This is a genomic window from bacterium, assembly GCA_023150945.1.
Taxonomy (GTDB): Bacteria; Zhuqueibacterota; Zhuqueibacteria; order Zhuqueibacterales; family Zhuqueibacteraceae; genus Coneutiohabitans.
In genome coordinates, this window is the sequence record JAKLJX010000037.1 from 1 (window position 1) to 17,258 (window position 17,258).

The window sequence follows — 17,258 nt, forward strand, 5'->3', positions numbered from 1 at the left end:
TTGGGTAACACATATTATGAGGCAACGACGCCATTTCAAAAAACCTTCGGTAACAATATTTATGAGCCAATGCGCAGTCAGACTGCCCTGGCAAAAATGAATTGACAACGTGTCATTTTTTTAGTAGATTTTTCGCGCTTTTTTGCACGACTTACGACTTTGTCCTGACGAGCCTTAACTCACAAAGGAGTCCAATGTCATGAGCCTTGATGCGCTGGGCATGATCGAAACGCGTGGGCTGGTCGGCGCGATTGAAGCGGCTGACGCCATGGTGAAAGCGGCCAAGGTCACGTTGATCGGCAAAGAGAAGATCGGCGGCGGCTATGTGACCGTGATGGTGCGCGGCGATGTCGGTGCGGTCAAGGCTGCCACGGACGCCGGTGCTGCTGCCGCGGAGAAAGTCGGCGAGTTGGTTTCCGTTCACGTCATTCCGCGGCCGCATGCGGAAGTCGAATTGATTCTGCCCAAACGGGCTGAACTGGCCACGGAATCCTGAGAACGCATGGCGGAACGCGCGCTCGGTCTGGTCGAAACACGCGGCCTGGTTGCCGCCCTGGAAGCCGCGGACGCGATGGTCAAGGCGGCGCAGGTGGTTTTGGCGGGCCGGGAAATCACTGACGCCGCACTCGTCACCGTGAAAGTTGCAGGCGAAGTTGGCGCCGTGCGAGCGGCAGTCGAGGCCGGTCGTCTGGCCGCAGCCAAAGTCGGCGAAGTCGTTGCAACCCACATCATTCCGAATCCGCATCTCGAATCTGAGGCGATCGTTTACACGCCAGCAGAGCGAGCAAAATGGAAATAACCGATCTTTTCTTGTGCAACCCCGGCAATTGATCTGCAATCTTTGCATCTTATCAGGCCTCGCCCTCCTCGCGGCCAGCCCATTCCGGAAGCCGACCACCTTTCCCAGTGACGGCTTCTTCCTGCACTCCACCAAAGTTCTCCGCCAACTCGCGGTGCGCATGGCGCGACCAGCGCTGCGGGCGGACCCCAGTCAGGACGCTAATGAGCAATGAAAGCTCTTCCGTTTCCAGCCTATGCCAAGATCAATGTTGGGCTTCGCATTCTCGGGCGGCGCGAGGACGGTTATCACAACCTCGACACGAACTTCCTGCAGATCAGCCTGCACGATACCTTGTTCTTTGAAAGGACTGCCGCGCCGGTTTTCGAACTGAGCTGCAATTGGCCCGAGCTGGCGGCAGGTGGCGCAAACCTTTGCGAGCACGCCTACCGTATGCTGGTGGAGGCCAGCGGGCAACCGCTCGGAGTCCGGCTTCGACTTGAAAAGAGAATACCGACGGGTGCCGGCTTGGGAGGGGGCAGCAGTGATGCGGCAGTGACTTTGCTGGCGCTCAATCAGCTCTGGCAACTCGATCTTCCTGTTTCCCGGCTGGAAGAGTTGGCGCTGCAACTCGGTTCGGATGTGCCTTTCTTTCTGCGGGGAGGATACTGCCACGGTCAGGGTCGCGGTGAGATTCTATCCACCATCGATCCGTTGCCGGAGTATTGGATTCTGGTCGTCGCTCCGCCGGTGTCTGTCTCGACGTCATGGGCCTATCAAAACGTGAAATTCGGCTTGACAAACGGGCAAAAGAGTAGTACATTCAGCGCTTTCAAATTGAAAATAAACGAGTCCTCACACTTGGGGGAACGGGTTCACAACGATTTTGAAGCGATAGTCTTCGAGCGATACCCGGAGTTGGCGGCGATCAAGCAGCAGTTGCTCTCCGGCAAGGCCCTGGCTGCCAGTATGAGCGGGAGCGGGTCAACCGTTTACGGCGTGTTCGAGACCCAGGAGGCAGCCCAGCAGACGCAACGACTCTTCCAGGATCAGCATAAAACCTTTTTAGCGCGACCAGTACAATGGGGAAAAAGGGAACTTGACCAGTATGTGTCGAGTTGCGCCGCAGACTCACAACCTGGCTTTGGGGCAGGTCTGTGAAATCAATTTTTAAGGAGGGAGGAATGGAGATAACCGAAATCACGGTCAGTATCCGCGAAGAGGACAAACTGAAGGCTTTTGTCAATGTGACCTTCGACGACTGCTTCGTCGTGCGCGGCATGAAAGTGATCAAGGGCGTGACCGGTTATTTCGTCAGCATGCCAAGCCGTAAAATGAATGACGGAACTTTCCGTGATATCGCACATCCCATCACCAATGAATTTCGGGACCGGCTGGAAAAAGCCGTTCTGGAAAAATACCGGCAGGAAGTGCAAAAGGGCGGCAAGCCAACCAATCAGGACGAATTTTTTTAGGCGGGCATGAGATTCTCTCTGGGGCGTCGCCAAGCTGGCAAGGCACAGGACTTTGGTTCCTGCATACGAAGGTTCGAATCCTTCCGCCCCAGCAAGTCTCTAACCTTGGTTAATGCTTCTGAGATCATTGCTCAAATGGCGAGTCCTCCGCTCAGTTGCTCGTCTGGTAGATGACGCAGGAGGCGGAACGGATCGTCATTTTTTTTGTCGTTTATGAATGCCCTGCTGCAACATCCGCGCTTGTTCTCCGGCAGAGCTCATCCCGAGCTGGCGCAAAAAATTGCCGCCTACCTCAACCTCGAGCTCGGCAAGAGTGAGTTCCGCGAGTTTAGCGACGGTGAAACCTGGGTCAAGTTCTCCGAGAATATTCGCGGCCAGGATGTTTTCATCATCCAGCCGACGAATTCGCCGCCGCGCAACCTGCTCGAACTGCTGATCATGCTGGATGCCGCCCGCCGCGCCTCCGCCCGGCGGATTACCGCGGTGATTCCGTACTTCGGCTATGCCCGCCAGGATCGCAAGGATCAGCCGCGCGTTTCGATCACCGCCAAGCTGGTCGCCAATCTCCTGACCACGGCGGGTGCGGATCGCATCCTCACGATGGATCTGCATGCGCCGCAATTGCAGGGGTTCTTTGATATTCCACTCGACCATCTCTATTCGGCCACCGTGTTCGTCGAGTACCTCCAAAAAATCAAAATCCCGAACCTGGTGGTCGTGGCTCCGGATCTCGGCGGCACCCACATGGCGCGCGCCTATGCCAAACGGCTGAATGCGCCCATTGCCATCGTCGACAAGCGCCGCTCCGGGCCCAATATGGTCGAGATCATGAACGTCATCGGCAACGTGGAAGGCAAGAATGCGCTGCTGATCGACGACATTTGCGATACGGCCGGCACGCTCACCAACGCCGCCTCTCGCCTGAAAGATATGGGTGCGCAGCACGTCTACGCCGCCTGCACCCATGCCATCCTGTCGGGGCCGGCGGTGACGCGCTTGATGAAATCGCCCATCGACCAGATGATCGTGACCGACACCGTGCAGATTCATCCCAACAAGCTGATCGACAAGATCAAGGTGCTCTCGGTGGCGGAGTTGTTCGGGCGCGCGATTATGCGCACGCATAATGAAGAATCCATCAGTTCGCTGTTTGACTAGCAGATTACAGATTAGAATTCATCACCTGAAGCAAAGGTTGCGTTATGAGTTCAACACTTATCAATGTCGAAGTTCGCAATGATATCGGCAAGCAGGCGGCCAAACGTCTGCGGCGCGAGGGCCGTGTGCCGGGCGTGTATTACAGCGGCGGCGTCGACCCTGTGGCGTTGAGCGTCGATGCCAAGGAATTGCGCGCTGCACTCGCGCACAAGTCCAGCATCATGGATGTGCGCCTGGGCTCCGCCGAACCCGTCAAGTGCATTATTCGTGAAGTGCAATGGCATCCGGTCTACGGCACGCCGGTGCATGTCGATTTCATGGGCGTGAAGCTGACGGAGAAGATCACCATGGAAGTGCCGATCCGCCTGACTGGCACGGCGGCTGGCGTGAAAGATGGCGGCACTCTGCAACAACTGCTGCGCAGCCTCGAGATCAAATGTCTTCCGCTCGATATCCCGGACGCGGTGGACATCGACGTCAGCAATCTGAACATTCATGACGCTATCTATGTGCGTGATTTGCCCGCCGAAAAATTCGAGATCCTGAACGAGCCCGAGCAAATGGTGATCTCGGTGCTGGCGCCACGCCTGGAAGAGACGCCAGTCCCGGCTGCTGCGCCGGAAACTGCTGAGCCGGAGGTGATCGGCCACGGCAAGAAGGCTGAGGAAGAAGAAGGCGAAGAATCCCAGAAGTGACGATGACCCGTGGCCAGCTCTGCCGTTGTGCCTGCCAGATATCTGATTACCGGCTTGGGAAACCCCGGCCGGGAATATGCCGGCACCCGGCACAACCTCGGTTTCATGGTCATCGATCATCTCGCCGAACGGCTGGGAATTGCGTTGCATGCGGGCCGAGGGGAATATCGCATCTCCTCCCCCCATCCCCTGCCCGGCAGTGACCGGGAAATCGTTCTGCTCAAGCCGCTGACCTTCATGAACAACAGCGGCGTGGCGGTGCGCGAGGTGGTTCATTATTTCAAGTTTGAATTGCCTCATTTGCTCGTGGTGCTGGATGATCTCCAGTTGCCCTTCGGCAAGCTCAGACTCCGCTCGAAGGGCAGCGACGGCGGCCAGAAGGGGCTGCGCTCCATCATTCAGGCGCTCGGCACCGAGGCCTTCCCGCGGCTGCGGCTCGGCATCGGCCAGGGTTCGGAGCAAACCGCCACTACGTTCGTGCTCTCCCGGTTTTCCAAGGTGGAACGCGAAGCCCTGCCCGACCTCATTGCCCAAGCCGCTGATGCGGCAGTGGACTTCTGCCGCCATGGAATTGCCCATACGATGAACCGCTACAACTTGAAAACGAATCCTGAGGAATGACCAAACAGGCGGCTGGCGACGGCGAGGAGGCCGTGGTCAACGCCGGAATTCGCAACCAGGTCCAAAAGCAGAAAAAAGAATTCTGAAGGAGGCTCATTGTCTGACGTTTTGATCCCCGGCATCGCGAGTCTGTTTGCACTCGGCTTCGTTGCCTTTTTGGCGATGGATGTATTGCGCAAAAGCCCCGGCAACGAAAGAATGGTTCAGATTTCCCGCGCCGTCCAGGAAGGTGCCAAGGCGTTTCTGCGGCGTGAATACCTGTACGTTTCTGCTTTCGTCATTGTGATTGCCACGCTGATTGCTGCGGCACCTTTGTTCTCCAAAGTTGACCTCAATTGGCAGACTTCGGTGGCCTTCATGGCCGGTGGCCTCGCTTCCGCGATTGCCGGCTACATCGGCATGAGCATCGCCACGCGCGCCAATTCCCGCACCACGCAGGGCGCGGTTGATGGCGGCCTCAAGGGCGCCCTGAGCGTGGCCGTGTCCGGCGGCGCCGTCATGGGGATGAGCGTGGTCGGCGTCTCCCTGCTGGGCTTGTGCCTGGTCTATCTCATTTTCGAAGGCAAGCCCGTCATCATCAATGGCTATGCCATGGGCGCGAGTTTGGTTGCCCTCTTCGCCCGCAGCGGCGGCGGCATCTTCACCAAAGGCGCAGACATGGGCGCCGATCTGGTCGGTAAGGTCGAAGCCAACATTCCCGAAGATGACCCGCGTAACCCCGCCGTGATTGCCGACAATGTCGGTGACAACGTCGGTGACGTGGCCGGCTTGGGCGCGGACTTGCTGGAGTCCTACGTCGAGGCCATCATCGCCGCCATGGCGATTGCCGCGGGCATGACTCTGCTTTCGCCCGAACACAACCACGCCTTGGCCGTGCTGCCGCTCAACATCGCCAGCATCGGCATCTTCTCTTCGATTCTAGGCATTATTTATGTCAAAGCCGCCGGCCGCGGCAATCCCCAAAGCGCCCTGATGGGCGGCCTATACGTCAGCGCCTTCTTCACTATTGTTGGCACGTACTTCATGGTGAAACAGAGCGGCTTTGCGTTCGAGAACTATGATGCCATGGGGCCGTTTTGGGCCACCATCGCGGGCGTGCTCTCCGGCGTTATCATCGGATTCACCAGCGAATACTACACTTCTTCCAAATACAAGCCGGTCAAGAATCTCGCGGATGAATCGCAAAGCGGGCCGGCGATTACGGTGACCGGCGGTTTGGCGCTGGGCATGGCTTCCACCGCGGTGCCGGTCATTGTGCTGGCAATTGCCCTGATCGTGTCGCACGAGTTGGCGGGGATCTACGGCGTGGCGATGGCGAGCTTGGGCATGCTGGCAACCACGGGCATGGTGGTGTCGGTTGACAGTTATGGTCCCATTGCCGACAATGCCGGCGGCATTGCCGAGATGTCGCATCTTGATCCCGGCGTGCGCAAAATCACCGACAGCTTGGATTCCGTGGGCAATACCACGGCGGCGATCGGCAAGGGTTTCGCCATCGGTTCCGCGGCGTTCGCGGCCATGGGCTTGATCGTGGCTTACATGCACTCGATCAAGCTGCAGAGTGCGGACATTCAGGAGCCCAAAGTGCTGGCGGGCGTCATCATCGGCGGCATGCTGCCGTTCTTTTTCTCTTCGATGCTGTTCAAGGCCGTGAGCAAGGCCGCGTTCAAGATGATCGCCGAAGTGCGGCGGCAATTCAAGGAGATCCCCGGTTTGCGCGAGGGCAAAGTGATGCCGGATTCGGCGCGCTGCGTGGACATCAGCACCATCGGCGCGATCAACGGCATGCTGCTGCCCGGTGTGTTGGCGCTATTGGCGCCGGTGCTCACCGGTTTCTTGCTCGGCCCGGCTGCGCTCGCCGGCCTGCTGTTGGGCGCGCTGGTCACCGGCGTCATGCTGGGCATTCAGATGGCCAACAGCGGCGGCGCGATGGACAACGCCAAGAAATTCGTGGAAGAAGGCCATTACGGCGGCAAAGGCTCGGATACGCACAAGGCCACGGTGATTGGCGACACGGTGGGCGATCCGCTCAAGGATACGGTCGGGCCTTCGATCAACATTCTGATCAAGCTGATGGCGGTCATTTCGCTGGTATTGGCGCCGTTGTTTATGGAATGACAATTCTCAAATAGCTCTCGCGCGGAAGCTCGCCGTCCGCCGGCCGGGTAAAAGATAAGGTGGTTGCGGCAACGTTGACGACCGGCAGGCGGGTCGCGGGCAATGAGGGCAGTTTGCCGCCTTCGTTTCCGCTTCTCTCGCGAGAATACTGATCAAACGTTGAACCTTGCAATGGAGGTTGAAATTGCAGCTTTACGAAACCACCGTGATTATCGATTCGGCCCTGCGCGCCGAAGACCTGAAAAACTTCGGCGAGCGCATTACCAACTTCATCTCCAACAATGGCGGTGAAGTGGTCCGGGTCGAAGAGTGGGGCAAGCGCCGCCTGGCCTACGAGGTCAAGAAGAAACAATATGGCTATTACCTTCACCTGCGCTTCCAGGCGCCGCCCGCGCTCACCGCGCTCCTGGAGAAGGAGTATCGGCTGAACGAATCGATCTTGCGCTATCTCACCATCAAGATCGATGCGCGCGCGCTCAAGCGGGAAGAGCGGGAGCGCCAGCGCATAGCGACAGCGGCTGCGGAGTCGGTAGGACCCGCCGCGGAGACGGAAGGCAATTCAATCGAGGCGCCGGTGCTGGAAGAAGCACGCGAGGAAGTCTAATTCCGTACGGACCGGCCTCTCTTCATCCCGGGAGTATGCTCTATGGCAGAATTAAAGATGCCCGATATCAATTCGGTGATGATTGCCGGCAATTTGACCAGCGATCCTTCATTTCGCAGAACCACGAATGGGACGCCGGTGGCAAACTTCTACATCGCCTCCAATCGTCGCTTTAAGGACAACACGGGCCAATGGCGGGAGAATGTCTGCTATGTCGGCGTGGTGGCGTGGTACAAACTCGCCGAAAGCTGTGCCGAAAACCTTCACAAGAGCAGCGCGGTTCTGGTCGACGGGGAATTACAGAGCCGCATCTGGAAAAATGAGGACGGCACCACGCGCAACGTCGTTGAAATCAAGGCGCGCCGGATTCAATTCCTCAACCGCCGCAGTGAAGCCACGGAAGCCACCGCTGCCGACGACGAATTCGAGTCGGCGGGCGAGGAACACCATGAGCCGTCGCGCAACCAGCCCGAATCCTCCACGCCGCCGGCCAGTCCGGCCGCCAAGAGTGAATTCAATTTTGGCTACGATAACCTCAAATTGTGAGTGCCCATACCATGCTGAAAAAACGCCGTATTTGCCGTTTCTGTGAAGAACGCGAAATCTATATCGACTACAAGGACGAAAAACGCCTGATGCGGTTCACCACCGAGCAGGGCAAGATCATTCCCCGGCGCACCTCCGGCACCTGTGCCGCGCACCAGCGCATGCTGGTCACCGCCATCAAGCGCGCGCGCCTGCTGGCGTTGATGCCGTTTGTTTACGATCAAGTGCGCTGAGGCCGGGCCGGCGAACTGGCCGCCTGTTCTCATTGTCCCTGTAATTCGATTCAACTGAGGAATACACGCCATGAAAGTATTATTGCGCCAGGATTTCCCCACGCTCGGCGAGGCCGGCAAGATCGTCACGGTCAAAGACGGTTATGCGCGCAATTTTCTCATTCCGCGCGGCATCGCTTTTGAAGCCACCGCCGGTAACCTGAAATACCTCGCGGAAGAAAAGAAGCGCGGCGCCGCCCTGCGGCTGCGCGAGAAAAAGGCCGCGGAGGCGCTCAAGGCCAAGATGGATGGCGTCTCCATCACCGCCGCCATGCCGGTCGGCGAAGACGACCGCATCTTCGGCTCCGTTACCAATCAAGACATCGCCGATTTGCTGGCCGCCAAGGGCTATGAAGTCGACAAGCGCAAGATCTCTCTCGATGAGCCGATTCGCGCGCTCGGCATCTATGAGATTCCCATCAAGCTGCATGCCGAGGTGGAGTGCCGCATCAAGCTCTGGGTGGTCAAGCAGTAAGCTTTGGCGCCGCATGCCGGTGGAGGAAAGGTGGAGCACGCTCCACTTTTCCTGCCGCGCAGCGCCGCCCCTTTGCGATTTTCTCCCGCCTGCCCGCCCACCCGTGTGGTTTTCGTTGTTGACTTTTATGCGCCACAATCTTAATATTGCGCACTTCCGATTGACCTGAGGCAACCTGCCGGCCGGGTCGCTCGGAACGTGTCGTCACCTCGTCGTATTCCCGGTGTTCCATGAAACGCGCGGCTTCATGAGCAACTTTGCGATCAGAATGGTCCACCACTGCTGTGCAAAGTCATTTTGACCGAGGATACCCCATGACGAACCTCTGCGAAAAAACGCGAGAGAACATCGAGTGGCGCCTGACGCTCAGTGTGTTGCTCGGCGACCTTGATGAGGCGGTTACCGAGGTTTGGCTGCAGGCCATTCGCAGTCTCGATGACCAGGATCTCGCCGTGTTGATCCGCCAGGCCGCCGTGCTCCCCGAACGCCATGCTTCCGCGCTCACCCTGCGGTTCTTGATGGAACGCCACTTCCCCTTCCGCGAAATGATCATGTATCAAACGGATGAGACCTTCAAGCGCCGCATGGGCTTGGCCGATCGATTTGACTGAGCCGGTGAGCTGCCCGCGCCGGCCCCGGGCGCAGGTGACGAATCACCTCGAACCTTTTGCGGAAATAGGGCATCAGCCGTCGCTTGCGATCACGCGCGGATTGGCGAGCGGACGGCGGGTGCCCTATTTCTGTTGTTGGGCAGTAGAATTCGCAACCCCGTCGTGAATCGTGAAAATCAATCTGTTTGAAAACTATCGCGTCAAGATCATCGTCGTGACCATCGCCACGGTGTTTTGGTTTGCCGTGGTCACCGAGAATGTCCATGAGTATGATCTCGAAGTGCCCATAGTCGTGACCAACCTGCCGATCGGCAAGACCCTGGTGGGCGAACGGCCCAGCCAGGCGCGCGTGCGTTTCGAAGGCCGCGGCAAAGCACTCTTCGCTTTGCTGTTTCAGCGTGATGCCAAAGTGGTGGTCGATCTGGCCGAGGCCGGCGATTCTCGCACCGTGCGGCTGCAACGCGATTTGGTGCAGATCGGGCGGTGGGGATTGCCGGTGGTGGCCAAGCAGATTCTGGCCCCGGCAGAGGTGGAAATCATGCTGGTCAATGTGCTGTACAAGCAAGTCGCCATCAAACCGGAGCTGGACGTGCGCCCCGCGGACGGATTCACCGTGGTGGGCAAGATCCGCACGACGCCCGATTCCGTGAGAATTGCCGGACCGGAGGCTTATGTCAAAGCCATCAGCCACCTCGCCACGGCGCCCTTCAGCGCCCGCAATCTACGCACGAATCTGAAACAGGAAGTCGCGGTGCAGGCCTTTCCCGATTCGCTGCATATTGACGTGCCGGTCAAGACCGTCACGCTGGCGGTGGAAATCCAAAAGCTCATCGAGATCACCCTGCCGGAGATTCCAGTGCAGGTAAAAAATGCGCCGCGCAATCTTATCGTAACTCCGCTGCCCTCCACGCTCTCGCTCACCGTGGAAGGCGGTGAGCAACTCCTGCTCGGCCTCAAGCGGGAAGATATCGTGGCCGCCCTGGACTATCAGCAGGTTCGCGACGTGCGCCAGCAGGAGGGCTATACGCCGATCATCAAAGTGCCGGAAGGCGTGAGCTATCGCAATGTCAAACCGTCATCTTTTAAACTGATGCTGGAGCGCGGGAATCATGCGGCTGCTCGCAATTGAAACCTCGTGTGACGAGACCGCGGCCGCGGTCATGGAAGACGACCGGCTGCTGTCCAACGTGGTCTCGTCGCAGGAAATTCACCAACTCTATGGCGGCGTCGTGCCGGAGCTGGCTTCGCGCGCGCACCTCAAGCAAATTGCCGTGGTGGTGGGCGCAGCGCTGGAACGCGCCCAGCTTGCGCCGCGCCAGCTCGATGCCCTCGCGGTCACGCGCGGCCCGGGCTTGGTCGGCTCGCTGTTGGTGGGCCTCAACTTTGCCAAAGGCCTGGCGCTCGAGCTTGACGTGCCGCTGCTGGGCATCAATCATCTCGAAGGGCATCTGGTCTCGAACAACATTGCTCCGGACGGGCCGCAGCCGCCCTTCCTCGTTTTGATCGTTTCCGGCGGCCACAGCATTCTTAGCCTGGTCGAAGATTGGGGGCAATATCGCATTTTGGGTGAAACCCAAGACGACGCGGCCGGTGAAGCATTTGACAAGGTTGCCCGCATTCTCGGTCTGCCCTATCCCGGTGGCCCGCCGATCGAGAAGCTCGCGGCTGCGGGAGATCCCCACGCCATCACTTTCCCGGTTGCCCGCCTCAAAGACGCGCCGTTTGATTTCAGCTTCAGCGGCCTGAAGACTGCCGTGCTGTATCATGTGCAAAAGCCGGGCGCGGCTGCGACCCCGCGGCTCGACGCTGCCACCGCGGATGTTGCGGCTTCGTTTCAGCATGCCCTGCTTTGTGCTCTGGTGGAAACCACCGGCCGGGCCCTCGAACGGTTTCCCGTGACTGCAATTGCGCTGGCCGGCGGCGTCGCCTGCAATAAGGCCCTGCGTGCAGCGATGGCCGAGCTGGGCCGGCAGCACGGCGTGCCGGCGTTCTATCCGCCGCCCATTTACTGCACCGACAACGCCGCCATGATTGCGCGCGCGGCCATGTTCCATTTGACCAAGGCCGCTCCTCTACCTGCGGCTGTGCGCGAGCTTGCTCCTGATCCCAGCCTGAAATTGACCTCCACCACGCCGGCCTCGTCTCATGCAAATTGATTTGACCTTCGCCACCGCGGCGATCTATCCGCTCCTGCTGCTGCTGCTGCTCGCCCTGGTCTTCACGTTTTTCATCTATCGCGTCACCACGCCCGCCGTCGCCACCTGGCTGCGCCGCGCGCTCGCCCTTCTGCGTGCGCTGGCACTGGCCGCGGCATTGCTGCTGTTGTTTGAACCCACCCTCAGCCTGGCCTTGCGCCGCACCGAGAAAACCGCCGTTGCGATTCTCCTGGATCACTCCGCCAGCATGAATCTCTCGGATTCGCTCCAAACGCGCGCTGAAGCCATGCGAAAAACGATGGCACTGCCCTGGCTCGAGCAGTTGCGCGAACGTGCCGACGTCTTCCTGTTCAGCTTCAGTGACAGCCTGAAGAGCCTGCCGCCTGAGTCGCTTGCGGCGCTGCGCTGCGATGGCGACGGCAGCAATTTGGCACAAGCGTTGAGCGAGGCCAAACGCCAGCTCGCCAAACGCCATTATCAGGCGGCGATTTTGCTGAGTGACGGCGCCTACAATCTGGGCAGCAATCCCAGCCGGCAGGCGGAGAGTTACGGCCTGCCGATTCTCACGGTGCGGCTGGGCGCGCCGCAGCTCACGCGCGATGCTCTGATTCAAGAAGTGGTGACCAATGAAATCGCCTATGCCGAAACCAGACTGCCGGTGGAGGTGACGATATCGGCCACCGGCTTGGCTGGTCGCACCGCTCGCCTGCATATCGCAGAAGGCGAGCGCGAAGTGGCGGCGCAGGAGATCCGGCTGCCTGCGGATCAAACGCAGGTCACGGCAACGCTGGCAGTGACACCGACCACGGTGGGATTGAATCGCTACACCGCACGGCTGGAGACGTTGCCGGGCGAGTTGACTGCGGAGAACAACCGCCGCACCTTTTACGTCAAGGTGCTGAAAAGCAAACTCAAGATCTGGATCTTCGCCGGTGCGCCTTCCGCCGACTACACTTTTCTCCGGCGCGCGGTCAGCAGCGATGGCAATTTTGCCGTGCAGGGTTTTGTGCAGCGGCCGGGCGGCAGTTTCTATGCAACGCCGGAGCAGCCACTGCCGGCTTTCGAGAGCGAGGAGGCTTGGCAGCCGGTCGATGCGGTCATGCTCATCGATTTCCCGCGGCGCGACAGCAACCGTGCCCTGGTCGAGATGCTGGCCCGGCAGTTGGCGGAAAAAGGCAAACCGCTTTTCTATCTCCATGGTCCGGGCGTGGATTTGAATTTGCTGTGGCGGCTGCGGCCGGCGCTGCCGTTCACCGCCTTGCCCAACAGCATGAGCGAGCAGGTGATTTCGCTGCAATTCATTGCCGCGGGATTGTCGCATCCGGTTACGCGGCCGCTCACGGAGCGTTTTGCACAAGCGGCGGGTGGCGCTGCGGCGGTGCGTGGCAGCGATGAATTGCCGCCGCTTTTCTGCAATCTCTACAACGTAAAACCGGCGGCGGGCGCGGAATTGCTCGCGGGGCTGGGCACCGGCAGCCGACCGGAACCGTTGTGGCTGGCGCAGAAGAGTGCTGCGCGTAAAACGCTCGTGATCTTGACTTACGGTATATGGCGCTGGAAGAGTTTACTCACTGCGGTGGGAAAGTCCAGCGACGTTTATGATGCCATGATGACCGGGCTGGTGCGCTGGTTGGTGACGCGGGAAGACAGCAAGCTGGTGCGTTTTGAAAGCCAAAAAGAAATCTACCGTGGCGGCGAACAGATCGAGTTGACCGCCCAGGTCTATCATGAAGACTACCAGCCTTTTGCCGGTGCGCGCGTGCGGGCGCATTTGACCGGACCGCAATTCGATCAGGAAATTGCCCTGCAGGATGTGGGCAGCGGCTTGTATCGCGGCCGGTTGCAGGTGTTGGGTGGGGGGGAATACTTCTACCGCGGCACAGCGGAATTCGGCGAGCGCAAGCTCGGCGAGGAAAGGGGCCGCTTCTCGGTTGAGCCTTTCAGTTTGGAGTTTCTCGATACGCGCCTGCACGCGCCGCTCTTGCAACAAATCGCGCAACTCAGCGGCGGCGCTTATCTGCCGCCCGACAGTCTGGCGGCGTACCTTGACCGTCTGCCTCTGGAGCCGGCGGTCAAGCGTGAGTCCTACAATTTGGCACTCTGGGGCCGGCCCACGGTGCTGATCGTCCTCCTGCTCACGCTCGGTGCAGAATGGTTCATCCGCCGGCGGCAGGGAATGCTGTAAAAAAAGCGGCGCCAACCGCGCGCCGCTTTTTCGGTGTTTCACGGATCGGCCAGGTGGCCTCAGTCATCATCAGCAGGCTCGGGCGGATGGGGATCGATACCCTGCGCGTCGGTGGTGCGCACGCGCTTGTAGACTTCGGCGGCAGCCGCCGCGCCGGCCGCCACCGCCACACCGGCGAGCACGGCTTCACCCGCTTCCGAGGTTTGCGCCAGCGCCGCCACCCACCCCAGGCTGTCGAGCGCGCCAATCATCTTGGAAGTCAGATGAAACAGCACCCACACGATGTAGGCGACCAAGCCGCCCACGAAGGCCGCGAGCGCCACATTTCTGGTTTTGATCTCAGACTCGACGCGCAACAACTTGCGGTCTGCGATCAGGACGTCGCGATTAATCAGATCACTCAAGCGCTTCGCCTCTGCGCCTTGAGGATCCTTCCCGCTTTTCGCCATAGCTTTCCCTCGGGTTAATGGTTCTGGGCAATGCTTTCCGGTTGATTTGACGGCATATTGAACTGCACGTAATAGGAATTGCCCACTGCCTGAAATGGCGCCCAAAAATAGGGATGGGGATGGAAGCGCATCACCGGGTCCTTGCGAATGCGCGCGATCTCGTCCCGTTGAGCATTGCGCAGCGCGCCGGCCACGTTGTGCCCGCCAGTTTTCAAGTTCAGATAGAATTTCTCCATGACATTGCCGGCTGTCCGCGCATCGACGGCCCACAGAGTGGTGATGAGACAGGGAGCGCCGGCGCAAAAGAAAGCGCGCGGCAAACCCACGATGCCCTCGCCCATGGCAAACTGACCGAGCGCCGTGTTGCAGGCCGACAGCACGACCAGCCGCGTTTTGCGCAGATTCAAACGAAAGACCTCATACATCCGCAAGTGCTCATGCGCGGCGCCGTATTCCGCCTGCCCAGCGGCCCCGCTGGCGGACGAAGCCGCGGCCTCTCTCTGAAGTCCAGAAGCAAGATAGAGCGTGGTGTACAACGGACTCTTGACATCCACGCTGCAATGACCGGCGAAATGGAGAATGTCGAAAGGCTCTTGTAACGTTTGCAGCAACGCTTCCTTGCGTGCCTGCTCCCGCACCAGCAGCTTGGAGCCGGTGGAAGAAAGCTGCATGATGAATTGCGCTGCCTGATCAGCCCAGGGCAGCGCCTTGAGCCGGCCGGAACGATCTTCCGGGTTTGCGATTGCGAGCACGCGCAGCCTGGCGCTGTTTCCCTGTTCCTGTCCGCGTTCCAGGGCATATTTCAAGACCGCCGCACTCGGCGCCGTGGCCAAAGGCACCGCTTCCACCAAAAAGCGGGTGGAGTCAGGCCCGGGCAGGGTGAGCGCGGCGAAAGGCAGATAGTGCAGCAGATCATCGGGTATGAAATAGAGGTTCTGGTCCGGTCGAATATGCTGCCACACCGGCTTGATCAGCAGAGCGGACAGCCGCTGCGCAACGGCCAGGAAATCCTGAAAGGCGGCGTCGCGGTCTTGATTCCAGCGGCGGCTGAACGCGGCGAAATCATCCGCGCCTGCTGTCCGGCGGAATTCCCGCACCAGCCGGCGCAACTCCTCGCGGCGGAGGTTGACTTGCGTGCTCGTCACGTGGACCCGATCCACCACCCAGATGGCGAGGCGATCGGGCAGCACGCGATACTCGATGATCTTATCGTGCTCTCCCAGCGCAGCCTGAATCTCCTCCACTCGCGGGCTGGCGGAAGCAGACAACGACAACAGCGTCAAGTTGGGCTGATTGGGATTGAGCGCGTCAATGCGGTTGACAATCTCCAAGCCGCCGTGCAGTTGATCCAAAAACGACCGCGCTTTGGCGCGTTCGACGAAGTTGTAGGACTGCACGGCGTCGTGTTGTTCCTGCAAATAGGTCAGAATGGTTTCATCATAGACGTCCTGTTTCTCGGCAAAATATCCGAGCTTTGAGCCTTCCTCATGGAGGTGAGTCAACGTTGCTTCGATGGTGTCAATCGCGGCTTCGTACTGCTGCAGCGCCTCCGTCACCCGGCCCTGTGCCTTGAGCGCGCGGCCCCTGCCGTAGAATCCCTTCCAAATGTGTGCGGTGATTCCCGAGTTTGCGGCCAGCGCGATGGCTTGTTCGAAATCCCGGTCGGCCGCTTCCCAGCTCCGGCCGGCCAGGTTGAACTGACCCAGGCCGAGATGATTGAGAATGAGATTGGCCGTGAAGCCCTTTTCGGCATTGATCTGCAGCGCCTGCTCAAACATCTCCCGCCCGGCCTGCCAATCACGCTGTTTCAACTTTAGATCGCCGAGCATTTGAAACATCTCGGCGCGCACGGCCGCGTCTTCCGGGCCGGCAATCTGCTGCAGCGCCTCTTGCAGACAGGCATGCGCTTGCGGCAGGCTGTCCAAGTACACCAGCGTTTCCCCCAAGTTGGCGAGCGCCGCGGCAATATCCGCCGGCCGGCCATGGCAGGCTTTGAATCTTTCGTATGCCGCGCGGTGGTATTTTCTGGCCAGCTCATGCTGGCCCAGGAGGTTGTAGACCAGCCCAATGATGGTGTATTGTGCCGCTTCCTGTTTGGGCTTGGGATGCTGCAATCCCTGGAGCGTGGCCAGCGCCGTGCTTTGCAGCTTCAACGCCTCGGCATAATTGCCCAGGTTGCGCTCCACCAGTCCCATCATGCGCAATACCCGCGCCTGTTCGAATTCTTCCTCGAGGTTGCTGTAAATGGCGAGCGCCTGCCGCAGTTGCGCCTGCGCCTCCAACAAGCGGCCGCTTTCGTTGTAGATGCGGCCCAGGCCGCTCCGCGCGTGTGCTTCCAGCTTGCGGTTCTGCAGGGTTTGGCTCAAGGCAATCACGCGACGAAAGGCCGAATCGCTTTGCGCATAGTCCCGCAAATCCGCGTGCACGTTGCCCATGACGAGCAGCGCCCACATCGCGCGAAAGGGATCCGGCAACGCGCCCGCCAACGCCAGACTGCGTTGCAGCGCAAGAAGGCTTTCCTTTTTCCGGCCGATGACGGAGTATGAGTCTCCGAGGTCAAAATAGGCCTTGGCAAGGCCGGGCTGATCACCCAGGCGCTGGTACAGTTGCAGCGCCTGCTGGTATTTTCCGATCGCCTGCTGCTTGTCGCGCAGCGTATCGCCCACGAACATCAGGTACTCCGCTTCCAGCTTCTGCAGTTTTTGTGCGTGCGTGAACTGCTGCACGAGCTGCAAGCGTTGCCACGGCGCCGGTTCATGATGCACTTTTCGAAAAAGCGCTGCGAGCTGCTCGGCTTGCGCCAGGCTCATCGGCAGTGGTGGCGCGGCGTTGTCGATTGCGGCCAGGAGAAATTGGTTGACGATCTCCGTGAACGCCGAGCGCAATTTGTCGCGGTTGTGCGTTACGAAGAGTTGTGCCGCGGCCGAGTTCTGCGCGGGCAGCGCGGCAAAATCGCGCAGCAGCTTTTGCTTGGCGGCGTCAAGCCGGTGCGATTGGAAATGATCGACGAGCGTGCGTCGGGACACCCGCTCGGACTGGCATCCGCACAGGAGAGTGCAGCACAAAGGCAAGAGCACCGCGACGCCGGCCGTTAACATGCGTGGTGGTCTTGAAG

Annotated in this window: 18 protein-coding genes and 1 tRNA gene; 17 read left to right on the top strand and 2 right to left on the bottom strand. The window is 59.7% G+C overall.

Translation table 11 applies throughout. The features are described 5' to 3' along the window. Positions 1-199: 199 nt before the first annotated feature. From eutM to L6R21_26765, 17 genes are all read left to right on the top strand, one after another. A complete protein-coding gene (gene eutM / locus L6R21_26685) occupies positions 200-496 on the top strand; it encodes an ethanolamine utilization microcompartment protein EutM (protein ID MCK6562794.1) in 297 nt (98 codons plus the stop codon). A gap of 6 nt (positions 497-502) precedes the next feature. Then, positions 503-799 (top strand): BMC domain-containing protein, encoded by a 297-nt coding sequence (locus L6R21_26690; GenBank protein MCK6562795.1) that lies wholly within the window; start codon positions 503-505, stop codon positions 797-799. A gap of 210 nt (positions 800-1,009) precedes the next feature. Then, positions 1,010-1,939, top strand: coding sequence for a 4-(cytidine 5'-diphospho)-2-C-methyl-D-erythritol kinase (gene ispE / locus L6R21_26695; protein MCK6562796.1), 930 nt, complete (start codon positions 1,010-1,012; stop codon positions 1,937-1,939). 23 nt (positions 1,940-1,962) lie between these two features. Then, a complete protein-coding gene (locus L6R21_26700; GenBank protein MCK6562797.1) occupies positions 1,963-2,253 on the top strand; it encodes a SpoVG family protein in 291 nt (96 codons plus the stop codon). Between the two features lie 19 nt (positions 2,254-2,272). After that, positions 2,273-2,345 (top strand) — tRNA-Gln (locus tag L6R21_26705). A gap of 121 nt (positions 2,346-2,466) precedes the next feature. Then, complete coding sequence (locus L6R21_26710; protein ID MCK6562798.1) at positions 2,467-3,411, top strand: ribose-phosphate pyrophosphokinase; 945 nt, start codon at positions 2,467-2,469, stop codon at positions 3,409-3,411. A 44-nt stretch (positions 3,412-3,455) separates the two neighbouring features. Continuing rightward, positions 3,456-4,106, top strand: coding sequence for a 50S ribosomal protein L25 (locus L6R21_26715; GenBank protein ID MCK6562799.1), 651 nt, complete (start codon positions 3,456-3,458; stop codon positions 4,104-4,106). Between the two features lie 9 nt (positions 4,107-4,115). Beyond that, positions 4,116-4,727 (top strand): aminoacyl-tRNA hydrolase, encoded by a 612-nt coding sequence (pth, locus tag L6R21_26720; GenBank protein MCK6562800.1) that lies wholly within the window; start codon positions 4,116-4,118, stop codon positions 4,725-4,727. A 96-nt stretch (positions 4,728-4,823) separates the two neighbouring features. Continuing rightward, positions 4,824-6,845, top strand: a complete 2,022-nt coding sequence (locus L6R21_26725; GenBank protein MCK6562801.1) for a sodium-translocating pyrophosphatase — start codon at positions 4,824-4,826, stop codon at positions 6,843-6,845. 184 nt (positions 6,846-7,029) lie between these two features. Beyond that, positions 7,030-7,449 (top strand): 30S ribosomal protein S6, encoded by a 420-nt coding sequence (rpsF, locus tag L6R21_26730; protein ID MCK6562802.1) that lies wholly within the window; start codon positions 7,030-7,032, stop codon positions 7,447-7,449. A 42-nt stretch (positions 7,450-7,491) separates the two neighbouring features. Then, positions 7,492-7,995 carry a single-stranded DNA-binding protein gene (locus L6R21_26735; protein ID MCK6562803.1) on the top strand — a complete coding sequence of 168 codons (504 nt, stop codon included), beginning with the start codon at positions 7,492-7,494 and terminating at the stop codon, positions 7,993-7,995. 11 nt (positions 7,996-8,006) lie between these two features. Next, positions 8,007-8,228, top strand: coding sequence for a 30S ribosomal protein S18 (gene rpsR, locus L6R21_26740; protein ID MCK6562804.1), 222 nt, complete (start codon positions 8,007-8,009; stop codon positions 8,226-8,228). Positions 8,229-8,298: 70 nt separating this feature from the next. Beyond that, positions 8,299-8,742 (top strand): 50S ribosomal protein L9, encoded by a 444-nt coding sequence (gene rplI, locus L6R21_26745; GenBank protein ID MCK6562805.1) that lies wholly within the window; start codon positions 8,299-8,301, stop codon positions 8,740-8,742. A 314-nt stretch (positions 8,743-9,056) separates the two neighbouring features. Continuing rightward, on the top strand, positions 9,057-9,353 hold the full coding sequence (locus L6R21_26750; protein ID MCK6562806.1) for a hypothetical protein: 297 nt from the start codon (positions 9,057-9,059) through the stop codon (positions 9,351-9,353). Between the two features lie 169 nt (positions 9,354-9,522). Beyond that, complete coding sequence (locus L6R21_26755; protein MCK6562807.1) at positions 9,523-10,482, top strand: hypothetical protein; 960 nt, start codon at positions 9,523-9,525, stop codon at positions 10,480-10,482. Beyond that, positions 10,463-11,509 (top strand): tRNA (adenosine(37)-N6)-threonylcarbamoyltransferase complex transferase subunit TsaD, encoded by a 1,047-nt coding sequence (gene tsaD / locus L6R21_26760; protein ID MCK6562808.1) that lies wholly within the window; start codon positions 10,463-10,465, stop codon positions 11,507-11,509. The genes L6R21_26755 and tsaD overlap by 20 nt, the downstream gene beginning before the upstream one ends. Further along, positions 11,499-13,694: a VWA domain-containing protein gene (locus tag L6R21_26765; GenBank protein ID MCK6562809.1), complete on the top strand. Its 2,196-nt coding sequence runs from the start codon at positions 11,499-11,501 to the stop codon at positions 13,692-13,694. The genes tsaD and L6R21_26765 overlap by 11 nt, the downstream gene beginning before the upstream one ends. 59 nt (positions 13,695-13,753) lie before the next feature. On the opposite strand, the gene L6R21_26770 is transcribed toward L6R21_26765, so the two are convergent. Both L6R21_26770 and L6R21_26775 read right to left on the bottom strand, forming a co-directional pair. Continuing rightward, complete coding sequence (locus tag L6R21_26770; GenBank protein ID MCK6562810.1) at positions 13,754-14,098, bottom strand: hypothetical protein; 345 nt, start codon at positions 14,096-14,098, stop codon at positions 13,754-13,756. Positions 14,099-14,157: 59 nt separating this feature from the next. Continuing rightward, positions 14,158-17,169: a CHAT domain-containing protein gene (locus L6R21_26775; GenBank protein ID MCK6562811.1), complete on the bottom strand. Its 3,012-nt coding sequence runs from the start codon at positions 17,167-17,169 to the stop codon at positions 14,158-14,160. Between the last annotated feature and the right edge of the window lie 89 nt (positions 17,170-17,258).